At 75.3% G+C, this 10,873-nt stretch carries 9 protein-coding genes; 5 read left to right on the top strand and 4 right to left on the bottom strand.

Features of this window, described 5'->3' with window-relative positions; genetic code table 11:
* A partial coding sequence (locus tag amrb99_RS29425; RefSeq protein WP_190862100.1) for an ATP-binding protein occupies positions 1–1,786 on the bottom strand: 1,786 nt, incomplete at its 3' end.
* A 188-nt stretch (positions 1,787–1,974) separates the two neighbouring features.
* Here amrb99_RS29425 and amrb99_RS29420 point away from each other — a divergent pair.
* Positions 1,975–3,375 carry a helix-turn-helix domain-containing protein gene (locus tag amrb99_RS29420; protein ID WP_190862098.1) on the top strand — a complete coding sequence of 467 codons (1,401 nt, stop codon included), beginning with the start codon at positions 1,975–1,977 and terminating at the stop codon, positions 3,373–3,375.
* 52 nt (positions 3,376–3,427) lie between these two features.
* Here the strand turns inward: amrb99_RS29420 and amrb99_RS29415 are convergent, their stop codons facing one another.
* A complete protein-coding gene (locus amrb99_RS29415) occupies positions 3,428–4,264 on the bottom strand; it encodes an SAM-dependent methyltransferase (protein WP_190862096.1) in 837 nt (278 codons plus the stop codon).
* Positions 4,265–4,550: 286 nt separating this feature from the next.
* On the opposite strand from amrb99_RS29415, the gene amrb99_RS29410 reads away from it, so the two are divergent.
* Positions 4,551–5,675 carry an alpha/beta hydrolase-fold protein gene (locus tag amrb99_RS29410; RefSeq protein ID WP_190862094.1) on the top strand — a complete coding sequence of 375 codons (1,125 nt, stop codon included), beginning with the start codon at positions 4,551–4,553 and terminating at the stop codon, positions 5,673–5,675.
* A gap of 63 nt (positions 5,676–5,738) precedes the next feature.
* Here the strand turns inward: amrb99_RS29410 and amrb99_RS29405 are convergent, their stop codons facing one another.
* On the bottom strand, positions 5,739–7,073 hold the full coding sequence (locus amrb99_RS29405) for an ATP-binding protein (protein WP_190862092.1): 1,335 nt from the start codon (positions 7,071–7,073) through the stop codon (positions 5,739–5,741).
* A 166-nt stretch (positions 7,074–7,239) separates the two neighbouring features.
* On the opposite strand from amrb99_RS29405, the gene amrb99_RS29400 reads away from it, so the two are divergent.
* The 3 genes from amrb99_RS29400 to amrb99_RS29390 are packed head-to-tail and all read left to right on the top strand — an operon-like array spanning position 7,240 to position 9,633.
* Positions 7,240–7,461, top strand: a complete 222-nt coding sequence (locus amrb99_RS29400; protein WP_190862090.1) for a hypothetical protein — start codon at positions 7,240–7,242, stop codon at positions 7,459–7,461.
* A 26-nt stretch (positions 7,462–7,487) separates the two neighbouring features.
* On the top strand, positions 7,488–8,177 hold the full coding sequence (locus tag amrb99_RS29395; protein ID WP_190862088.1) for a response regulator transcription factor: 690 nt from the start codon (positions 7,488–7,490) through the stop codon (positions 8,175–8,177).
* Positions 8,178–8,232: 55 nt separating this feature from the next.
* A complete protein-coding gene (locus amrb99_RS29390; RefSeq protein ID WP_190862086.1) occupies positions 8,233–9,633 on the top strand; it encodes an FAD-dependent monooxygenase in 1,401 nt (466 codons plus the stop codon).
* 23 nt (positions 9,634–9,656) lie between these two features.
* On the opposite strand, the gene amrb99_RS29385 is transcribed toward amrb99_RS29390, so the two are convergent.
* Positions 9,657–10,871, bottom strand: coding sequence for a S8 family serine peptidase (locus amrb99_RS29385; protein WP_190862084.1), 1,215 nt, complete (start codon positions 10,869–10,871; stop codon positions 9,657–9,659).
* Positions 10,872–10,873 lie beyond the last annotated feature (2 nt).

Genomic DNA, 10,873 nt, shown 5'->3' with positions numbered 1-10,873 from the left:
CTCGGCCGTCGCCGAGGGCGAGGGCCGCGAGCGCCGCCCACGCCTGCGCGGCGGAGTCGTCGGAGTGGCCGCCCGACTCGCCCGGCTCGCCTGACTCGCCCACCGCGCCGCCGGCGAGCGCCTCGCCCAGCCGGACGGCCCGGCCGAGCAGGGGCGCCGCCTCGGCGTAGCGGCCGCGGAACGTCGCGGCCATCCCGGCGAGGTGCGCGCGCATCAGGTCGGTCCGGGGCGTGGCCGGGACGCCGGGCAGGTGCGCGGCGCGCTCGGCGATCTCGGCGTACGCGGTGTGGTCGCCGGCGGCGTCGGCGGCCTCGGCCGCCCACATGAGCGCCGTGAGCGCGAGCGCGCCGTCGGTCCCGGCGAGCCGTTCGGCGGCGTCGCGCAGCATCGGGACCGCGGTGGCCGGGGACCCCGCGCCGGCCTCGATCTCGCCGCGCAGCAGTTCGGCGCGCCCGGCCCGCGTGCCGTCCCGGTCCAGCGGCCGGACCTGCCGCAGGACGGCCCGCGCCCGGCGCGCGCGCCCGCCCGCCCAGGCGTCGGTGGCGGCGGCCAGCAGCCGGTCTGCGCGCGCGCCGCGTTCCGACGTCAGCGCCGCGGCGCGCTGCCACGCCTGCCACGAGTCGCCGTACCGGCCCGCCCGGCGGGACCGCGACGCCGCCTCCGCCAGCTCGTCGGCGATCCGGTCGTCGGCCTCGCCGGACAGCGCCGCCCGGTGCCAGATCAGCGACGGCCGCTGCCAGTCCTGCACCAGCACCTGCGCGAGCAGCGCGTGCGCGGCCCGCCGCTCGGCCCGCGACGCCTCCGCCCACAGCGACGACCGGACGAGCCGGTCCCGCACGACCACCGCGTCGTCCCCGGCGACCGCGTGGTCCGCGAGCCGCAGCAGGCCCGACTCGCGCGCCGCCTCGATCTCCCGCGCGCCGATCCCGGCCGTCCGCGCGGCCCGCGCGACCGTCGCCGCGCCGAGCCACTCGTCCGCCGCCACCATCAGCACGAGCCGCTGCGCGCCCGGCGGGAGCCGCAGGTGGCGGTGCCGGAACAGGGTGCGCAGGACGCTGCCGGGCGGCAGCGCGCGGGGCGGCGGGGCCCCGCCGGACAGCTGCGCGGCGGTCAGCCCGCCGGCCAGCTCCCGGACGGCGAGCGCGCACCCGCTCGCCAGGTCGACGACCTCCTCCGCGAGCTCGGTGCCGAGCGCGTCGCCGACGGCGTCCTGCAGGATCCTCAGGCTCGCCTCGTCGTCCAGCGGCGGAAGCCTCAGGTGCGGGATGCCGGTGAGCGGCGCCTGTGTGCGCGCGGCGAAGACGATCGCGAGCGGCTCGTCCCCGACGCGGCGCGCCGCGAACGCGAGGGCGTCCAGCGTGACCCTGTCCAGCCACTGCGCGTCGTCCACCCGGCACAGCACGGGCCCGGACCGCGCGGCGAGGCTCAGCAGCTCGCAGACCGCCGAGTACAGGACGAACGGGGCCGGGGCGTCGCCGCCGGACAGCGGGGCCAGCGCCGCCCGGAACGCCGGCGGCAGCTCCCCGACCAGGTCCGACAGGGGCCGCAGCAGCCGGTGCAGCCCCGCGTACGGGACGTCCGCCTCGGCCGGGACGCCGATGGCCGTGAGCACCCGGAACCCCTCGGCGGCGGTCCGTTCGGCGGCGTCCAGCAGGGCCGTCTTGCCCATGCCCGCGTCGGCGACGACGGTCAGCGCTCCGCCGTGCCCGCCGCGCGCCCGGCCGAGGAGCCCTTCGGCGACCCGGAGCTCCCGGTCGCGTCCGTACAGCCGATCGTGTCCAGACAACACACCCATGGTGAGCAGAGGAGCACGCAGCGGCCGGACGGTCCAGAGCCCGGTTCTGTTTCAGGGCGGCCGCGCAACGGGACGGGCCCGCGATTGTGCACCGGCACAGTGCGGCGCGGGACCGGTGGTACCAGAGTACGCATGGTGGCACGATGAGGCCCCCTGCGTTGTGCCGGAGGTGGCGGGCGATGACGGCGAGCCGGTCGGGAACCACGGACCGCGCGGACGCCGCGGGCCGGGACGCTCTCCGCGGGGACCCCGCCCACCGGGAACCGGCGAACCGCGCCCCCGCCCGGCAGGACCCCGCCCGCCAGGACCGCGCCGGGCAGGACCGTGCCGGCCAGGACCGGGACCGGGAGCCGGGCCGCGCGGACGCGGACCGGGCGGTCCTGCGCAAGGCGGTGGCGCGGCTGACCGACCGGCTGCCCGACCTCGCCGACCGGCTCGCCGCCGAGATCCTGTCCGGCGACGACGGCGACCGCTCCGAGCAGCTGCGCGGCGACCTGTGGGAGGTCTGCCGGGTCGGCCTCGGGCACGGCTTCGAGGCGATCCTCGACCCCGGCCGGGGCCGCACCGACCTGGACTGGGCGCGCCGGCTCGGCCGGCGCCGCGCCCACCAGGGGCAGCCCCTCGACCAGCTGCTGCGCTCCTACCGGCTCGCCGGGCGGGTGTTCTGGGAGGCCGTCGTCGAGGTCGTCGGGCGGCACGACCCCGGCAACGTGCCGGCGCTCGTCCGGCAGGCGACCCGCACCTGGGACACCATCGACGAGCAGTCCGGCGCGGCCGCCGCGGCCTACCACCAGACCGAGCTGTCGCTGGCGCGGCGCAGCGAGGAGCGCGTCCAGGCGATCGTGGACGCGCTGCTGGACGGGCAGGGCGCGGACGGCGGGCTGCTCGCCACCGCCGCGTCCGTCCTCGGGCTGCCGGCGGCGGGCCGGTACGCGGTGGTGATGCTGTGCGCCGAGGGCGGGTTCGCGGGCGGCCTCGACGGCGAGCTCTCCGGCGAGTTCACGGGCGGCCGGGACCGGCGCCCCGGCGACATCGGCGGGATGCGGTTCATCTGGCGGCTGCGCGCCGACGCGCAGGTCGCGCTGGTCGCGCTCGGCACCGCGGAGCTCGACGACCTCGTCGGCGCCGTCCGCCCCTACGCCCGCTCCCACGCCGGCGTCAGCCCCGTCGTGCACAGCCTCGCCGAGCTGGGCGGGGCGCGGTGGCTGGCCGAGCTGGCGCTGCGGACCTGCCGCGGCCCCGGCTCCCAGATCGCGCGCCTCGACCGGCGCCTCCCCGACGCGCTGGTGCTGTCCCAGCCGCGGCTGGCCGGCCGGCTCGGCGACGTCGCGCTCGGCGGCCTCACCGGCGTGGACCCCGCGTTCCGGGACGTGCTGCTCGCGACCCTCACCGCCTGGCTGGACTGCGACGGCTCCGCGGCCCGTGCCGCCGACCGGCTGTTCTGCCACCGCAACACCGTGCTGAACCGGCTCCGCAAGATCGAGCAGCTCACCGGCCGGACCCTGGCGCACCCCCGCGACCTGGTGGAGATCGCGCTCGCCCTGAGCGCCGTCCGCCTCCACGGCCCCGCCCAGCGCTGACCTGCGGCGAGCCGCCGTCGTGACGCGCCGGATGACGACGGCTCGCCGCGCCTCAGCGGACGACGGCGCGGAGCAGGCGGAAGTAGTCGAAGGGGCGGAGGGCGTCGGTGCGCCGCCACGCCTCCGGCGGGACGGCCCGCTCCAGGGTGAGGTTCTCGACGACGTCCAGGCCGTGCTCCCGGAGCAGCGCGTCGACCTCGTCCGGCGCGAACCGGGACCGGGACGGCTCGCCCGCGTCCCGCGTGACCTGTGCGGCGACCTCGGCGTAGGCGTCGCCCTCGGCGTCCCGCAGGCCGGGCGGCAGCGCATAGTCCATGACGAGTTCGGTGCCCGGCGCGAGGCGGCCGATCTCCGCGAGCGTGCCCGCGACGGCGTCGCGGGTGAGGAAGTAGCTGACGCCGAGCCAGCTCACCAGCGCCGGGCGGGCGGTGTCCAACCCGGCGGCGGCCAGCTTCGGGACGGGTCCGTCCGGCTCCTCGAAATCGACCGGAACGAGCGCGGCGTTCCCTGGGACGTGAATCCCGGCGGCGTCCAGCAGGCCCTTCTTCCACTCCTGCGTCGCCGGATGGTCGGCCTCGAAGACGCGCATTCCCTCCGGCGCGCGGAACGCGTAGGTGTCGAGCCCCGCGCCGAGGACGGCGTACTGGTCGAAGGCGCCGGTCCGCGCCTCCGCGTAGCGGCTGCGGACGGTGGTGATCGCGCGGGTGCCCGCGAGGATGATGTGGTCGCCGCTGCCGCGGTGGTAGCCGATCATCTCGTCCGCGAGGCCGCCGAGCAGCCGCGCGACCAGCGGGTCCGCGAAGATGAGGGGCCGCTCGTCCACCAGCGGGTGCGCCGCGCGCGCCGCCGCGGCCGACAGCGCGGTCCTGCTGGGCCGTCCTTCTTCCATGGCCTGCCTTTCCTCTCCGGCTCCGCGGGCCCGGCCCGGTGACCCCGGCATTCGTGAGCCGGGTTCCGCGGGCCCGCGTTCGAGAAAGGCAGCCTATTCGCCGATAACGCGATCATAGCAGCGCGAAATAAATTCCCCATATACCTCACATCAAGATCAGGCGGCATTCCATTCGATCCGTCCTCGGACGGGTTAACGCGGAGCTAACCCGGCGTTGTCATGCGGCTGATGCGGTGGCGGCTAACTTGGCGGTCGGACGAAGACCGAACTGCCTTAGGGGGAGGGCATGGGACTCACCGGAGGCGGGTTCATCGCACTGCTGTTCCTGGTGGTGGCGGTCCTGTTCGTGTTCACGGTGTGGTGGTGGCCGCGCGGCGCGCGCTCGGGGCCCGTCCCCGTCGCCGCCAGGATCGGACTGCTCGTCGGCACCCAGGGCGTCACGCTGCTCGCCGTGCTCGTCGCGGTCAACGCGCACTTCGAGTTCTACTCCGGCTGGGACGACCTGTTCGCCACCAATGCCGCGCCCGCCAAGATCAAGCACGTCATGGCGAAGGCCGGCGGCCCGGTGAAGCAGATCGACACCGCGACGATCAAAAGGATCGGCACCGCCGCCGCGAAACGCGATCCGGCCGTCTCCGGAGCGACCGAGGAATACCGCTTCCAAGGCCAGGCGACGGGCCTGAGCGCCGAGACCTACGTGCTGCTCCCGCCGCAGTACTACCAGCCCGCGTACGCGCGGACCCGCTTCCCCGTGGTCATCGTGCTGACCGGCTACCCGGGGCACCCGAGCGCGCTGCTGCACACGATGCGCTTCCCCGATCTCGTCCGGCAGGGCGAGCGGGCCGGGGTGCCGCCCGCGATCTACGTGCTGATGCGGCCGACGGAGGCGCCGCCCCGCGACACCGAGTGCGCGGACGTGCCCGGCGGGCCGCAGGTCGAGAGCTTCTTCGCCACCGACGTGCCGCTCGCGATGCAGGCCCACTACCGGGTCGCCGCCGGCCGCGCCGGGTGGGGCATCATGGGCGACTCCACCGGCGGGTTCTGCGCCACCAAGATCGCGATGAAGCACCCCGACCGGTACTCGGCGGCGGCGTCGCTGTCCGGCTACTTCTCCACGATCCAGGACCTCACCACCGGCAAGCTGTTCGACGGCAACAAGAACCTGCAGAACGAGAGCAACCTGCTGTGGCGCGAGAAGCACCTTCCCGCGCCGCCGATCTCGCTGCTCGTCGCGTCCTGCCGGGTGGGGGAGAAGACGTTCCCGGAGAACGAGCGGTTCCTCGCCGGGATCCGCCCGCCGATGCGGGCCGACAGCCTGTTCCTGCCGTCCGGTGGTCACAACTACCGCACGTTCCGCCGGATGGTCCCGGCCACGCTCCGCTGGTTCGGCGTCCACCTCAAGGCCGAGTGACCCCCGCCGGGCGGTCGGGGGCCGCCCGGCGGGCGCATCGGCCTGCCCGGTGGGGCGTCCCCGTCAGGCGCCCTCGTCGGCGACCGGTTCAGACGCCGGCAGCAGCAGCGTGAAGATCGGCGGGGACGGGCGGCGCAGCACGAGCCGGCCGCCCTCCGCTTCCGCCAGCGCGCGCGCCAGCGCCAGCCCGATCCCGTGCCCGCCGTCCCGCCCGCCGTCCCCCTCGCCGCCGGAGTGCCGCCGCGCGAAGATGTCCTCGGCCTCGGTGACGCCCGGCCCCTCGTCCGACACGTCGATCGCCAGGCCGCCGCCGATGTCGCTCGCCTCCACCGTCACCCGCCCCGCGCCGTGCACCTGCGCGTTGTCCAGCAGCACCCCGAGGATCTGCCGCACCGCCGACGCCGACGCGTGCACCTCCGGCAGCGGTCCCCGCGCCGCCACCTCCAGCGGCCGCCCGTCCGACGGCCGCCGCCGCAGCTCCTCCAGCACCCCCGCGACGTCCAGCCGCTCCCGGTTCGGCCCCGCGTCCCTCGCCAGGCTCAGTAGGTCGTCGATGATGTCGCGCAGGTGCTCCCCGCGCCGCACCGCCGTCCGCACCGCCGCCGCCAGGTCCGCGCCCGGCCGCTCCAGCGCCGACTCCAGCCCGAGCAGCAGCCCCGTCAGCGGCGTCCGCAGCTGGTGCGACACGTCCGCGCTGAACGCCCGCTCCCGGTCCAGCATCGACCCGAGCCGCCGCGCCGTCACCTCCAGCGCCCGGCCCGCCTCGTCCGCCTCCAGCACCCCCGACGACTGCGCCCGGACGGTGAAGTCGCCGTCCCCGAGCGCCTGCGCCGCCAGCGTCAGCCGCTCCAGCGGCCGCGCCAGCCGCCGCGACTGGTACCGCGCCACGAACGCCGCCAACCCGATGATCAGCAGCGCGAGCGCCGCCATCACCCACCACGCCCGCTCGATCCGCCGCGCGACGACCCGCTCCGGCATGCTCACCCGCGCCGTCGACGTCACCCCCTCGTCCGAGGGGATCGGCGCCGTCACCACCAGCCGGCCGTGCTCGTCGCGCTGGTGCAGCCGCCCGTCGCTCGCCTGCGCCGCCGCCCGCGAGTACGGCGGGCCCTCCCCGGTCAGCCGGCGGCCGTCGACACCGTAGATCCCGACCCGCAGCCGCTCGTTCAGCCCCTCCGGCAGCCGGATCGGACGCGGATGCCGCGCCTCGTCGTCCGGCGCCGTCGCCGCGACCCGCGTCGCGTCCCGCTCCAGCTTCGTCTGCGCCTCGCTGCGGTACAGCCGCTGCACCGCCACCGCCAGCGGGACGATCAGCAGCAGCACCGCCACCGCGGTGATCCCCGCGATGGTGACCAGCAGCCTGCGCCGCAGCGGCGCCGTCCTCGGAACCGCGTCCACACTCGCCTCCCGCCCGGAGGATAGCCGCGGCCCGGGCGTGCCGTACCCGCCCCGCGCCCGCGTCCCGGCAAGGTAAGCGACGCCCTAACCCACCGCACAGCCGCCGATGACGCGCTCCGGACTAGGTTGCGTCCAGACGCCGGCGTCGAGAGGGGGAGGCACGATCATGCGCAGGCTGCTCATCGGCGTACTGATCGTCACGGCGCTGGCCGGTGTCGGGCTCGGCCACGCGGTCCGCGTCCACCGGGACTGCACGGAGGTGCCCGGCTCGCGGCTCGGCAAGGTCGTCGACATGGTCACCGACGTCGTCACCTCCACCACCCGCGGCTCGTTCTGCCCGTCCCGGCGTGCCGGCGCCCGGACGGCCGGCATCCCGGCCCGCACGTGACCGCCCCCGTCCGTAACATCGGGACCATGGCCGGACCCTACGTGCTCGTCGTGGAGGACGACGAGGCCATCGGCAGCGAGCTCGCCGAGGCCCTCGCCGCGCACGGCTACGAGGCCGACTGGGCCGCGACCGGCGGCGACGCCCTCGACAGCGCGGCCCGCCGCGCCCCCGACCTCATCCTGCTGGACCTCGGGCTCCCCGACATCGAGGGCGTCACCCTCTGCCGGCGGCTCCGCACCGTGCTGCGCGACGCGGTGATCGTCGTCCTCACCGCCCGCACCCAGGAGTTCGAGGTCGTCGTCGCGCTCGACGCCGGCGCCGACGACTACCTGACCAAGCCGTTCCGGCTCACCGAGCTGATGGCCCGGCTCCGCGCCCACCTGCGCCGCAGCAGCGCCGGACGGTCCGACGAGCGGTTCGTCACCGCCGGCCGCCTCACCCTCGACCTCGCCGCCCGCCGCGCCAGTTACGCCGGCACCGAGATCGCGCTGCGCCCGAAGGAGTTCGACCTGCTCGCCCGGCTGGTGCAGTCCGCCGGCGAGGTCGTCACCCGCGAGGACCTCATCGACCAGGTCTGGGACACCAACTGGTTCGGCCCCACCAAGACCCTCGACGTGCACATCTCCGCCCTGCGCCGCAAGCTCGCCCAGCAGGGCGCCGACCCCGGCAGCATCACCACCCTCCGGGGCCGCGGCTACCGCTACGAGCGCGACTGACGGCCGCCAGCGTCCTGCCAGCGATCTGCCAGCACCCCTGCCCACCCTGAGGCGCATGATCCTCATCGCCGGAGCCGGCCCGACCGGCCTCACCCTCGCCATCGACCTCGCCCGCCGCGGCGTCCCGCACCGCCTCGTCGACCCCCGCCGGCCGGCCGGCTCGCGCGGCAAGGGCCTCCAGCCCCGCACCCTGGAGGTCCTCGACGACCTCGGCGTGATCGACGCCGTCCGCGCGGCCGGCGCCCCGTACCCGCCGCTGCGCGCCTATTCCGGCGCCGACGTCGTCTGGGAGGGCCGCATGCACGAGCCCGCCGAGCCGACGCCCGACGTGCCGTACCCGAACGTCCTGATGGTGCCGCAGTGGCGGACCGAGCGGATCCTCCGCGACCGCCTCGCCGCCCTCGGCGGACGCGTCGACACCGTCGGCCTCGCCGGCTTCACCCAGGACGGCGACGGCGTCACCGCCGACCTCACCGACGGCACCGCCGTCCGCGCCGCCTACCTCGTCGGCGCCGACGGCGGCCGCAGCACCGTCCGCAAGGCGCTCGGCGTCCCCTTCCTCGGCGAGACCCGCGACGAGGAGCGGATGCTCATCGGCGACGTCCGGACCCCCGACCTCGACCGCGACCACTGGCACATGTGGGCCGACCTGGAGACCCGCACCCCCGGCGTGGGCCTGTGCCCGCTGCCCGGCACGTCCGACTTCCAGTTCACCTCCGTCCTCGCCCCCGGCGAGGAGCCCGACCTCACCCTCGCCACCTACCAGCGGCACCTCGCCGACGGCAGCGGCCGCGACGACATCCGCCTCACCGGCCTCGGCTGGGCGTCGGTCTACCGCGTCAACATCCGCATGGCCGAACGGTTCCGCGCCGGCCGCGTCTTCCTCGCCGGCGACGCCGCCCACGTCCACTCGCCCGCCGGCGGCCAGGGCCTCAACACCGGCGTCCAGGACGCGTACAACCTCGGCTGGAAGCTCGCCGCCGTGCTGTCCAGCGCGTCCCCGTCCCTCCTCGACACCTACGAGGAGGAGCGCCTGCCCGTCGCCGCCGGCGTCCTCGGCATCAGCACCGCCCTCTACCGGAAGGCCGCCGAAGGCCAGGCCGACGCCCACAAGCGCGGCGAGGAGACCCAGCAGCTCCTCCTCGCCTACCCCGACAGCCCGCTCTCGTCCGGCCCCCACGGCGGCACCCGCGCCCCCAACGCGTCCCTCGCGGACGGCACCACCCTCTTCGACGCCTTCCGCGGCCCCCACTTCACCCTGCTGGCGTTCAACACCCCCGCCCCCGCCTGCGGCCCCGCCGTCCGCACCGTCCCGATCACCGCGAACCCCGAAGCGGAGGCCGCCTACGGCGTCACCGCCCCGACCCTCGTCCTCGTCCGCCCCGACGGCTACCGAGCCCACACCGGCGACGCCGCCTCCACCCGCACCTACCTGACCCGCCTCAACCTCCCTTGAAGAACCCGGTCGCGATCTGCACCCTAGGCAGAGGTGGGTGGACGAGGCCGTCGGCGACCGCGAAGCCACACCAGGACACCGCCCACCACGAGGACGGCGAGCCCTGCGATCGCGGCTTGAACCACAGTGGACGGCCCGCCGCCCGATTGGTGCGACCCGGCGGCGGGACCCGGTGACACAGCACCTGCCTGCTGCACGGCATGCTGCGATCGGTCGAACCTGTCGTAGACGGGGTTGGGGGCATTGGCCGGGACCGGGTACTTCACCGGATCGATGGCGCGGGCGATGCGGATGACGCCGTAGCCAGTTGCCTTGTCGGGGACGGGCTTGGTGGTCGGAAGAGCCGTGGCGATGAGCCGCTGAACGACGGTGCGCCCCGACATGCTCGGATAGCGAGCCCGAACCAACGCCACCGCCCCCGAAACCAGCGCCGCAGCTCCGCTCGTCCCCTCCGCACCGCTGTAGATCCTGTCGTCTCTTCCGACGAACACCGATCCGCTTGCGGGCGCTGCGACGGCGACATAGGGCTGGCGCTGTGTCTTTTCCCACGGGCGCAGATCCGAGTTGATGCCGCCCACGGCGACGACTCCCGGGCAGGATCCGGGAGCCTCCGGGGAGTTGATGGTCTTTCCGTCGTTCCCGGAACTGGAAACGAGAACGGCATCATGCGCGAGCGCGTAGGCCACAGTGTCGAGAAGCTTCTTGGGGCATTGATGGGGAATCTCGGCCGAGCCACCGCCGAAGGACAGGTTGATCACCTTGGCGCCCTTGCCGACGGCGAAACGGATCCCGTTGGCGACGGCGTCCGTGGGGTTCATGTCGGATGTCCAGACGTCATCGACCATGACGCTCACGGGGAGGATCTTCGCCTCCGGCGCGATGCCCACGTAGCCGCTGCTCCCGCCGCCCTGACCCGCGATCATGACGGCCATCGAGGTGCCGTGGCCGTCCAGCTTCGTGTCGAGGTCCTCACGGCCGTCGGTCTTGCCGCCCGCGGTGTCCGCGCCCTTGAGGACGGCGCCGGAGAGTTCCGGGATGCGTGCGTCCACTCCCGTGTCGAGAAGGGCCACCGTGATGCCGGCGCCCTTCGACAGCGGCCAGACGGAGTTCTGGACGTCCCAGGAGGAGAACCACCACTCGTCCTTGCGCGGCCGGAGATCCGCCGAGGCAGGCGACGCCGTGACAACGCCCAGAGCCACCGCCGAACCCGCGGCTACGATCCGGCGGAAACCCGTCATGT

This window comes from Actinomadura sp. RB99 (assembly GCF_014706005.1).
In the GTDB taxonomy this organism is placed as follows: Bacteria; Actinomycetota; Actinomycetes; order Streptosporangiales; family Streptosporangiaceae; genus Spirillospora.
The sequence above is the reverse complement of the archived record's forward strand: the minus strand, read 5'-3'. Positions and strand labels throughout refer to the sequence as shown.

What these genes read in the sequence shown, in the direction of transcription:
- amrb99_RS29395 (WP_190862088.1), top strand. Translation starts at nt 7,488, where the DNA reads ATGGCCGGACCCTACGTGCTCGTCGTGGAGGACGACGAGGCCATCGGC.
- amrb99_RS29390 (WP_190862086.1), top strand. Translation starts at nt 8,233, where the DNA reads ATGATCCTCATCGCCGGAGCCGGCCCGACCGGCCTCACCCTCGCCATC.
- amrb99_RS29385 (WP_190862084.1), bottom strand. Translation starts at nt 10,871, where the DNA reads ATGACGGGTTTCCGCCGGATCGTAGCCGCGGGTTCGGCGGTGGCTCTG.
- amrb99_RS29420 (WP_190862098.1), top strand. Translation starts at nt 1,975, where the DNA reads ATGACGGCGAGCCGGTCGGGAACCACGGACCGCGCGGACGCCGCGGGC.
- amrb99_RS29400 (WP_190862090.1), top strand. Translation starts at nt 7,240, where the DNA reads ATGCGCAGGCTGCTCATCGGCGTACTGATCGTCACGGCGCTGGCCGGT.
- amrb99_RS29410 (WP_190862094.1), top strand. Translation starts at nt 4,551, where the DNA reads ATGGGACTCACCGGAGGCGGGTTCATCGCACTGCTGTTCCTGGTGGTG.
- amrb99_RS29415 (WP_190862096.1), bottom strand. Translation starts at nt 4,264, where the DNA reads ATGGAAGAAGGACGGCCCAGCAGGACCGCGCTGTCGGCCGCGGCGGCG.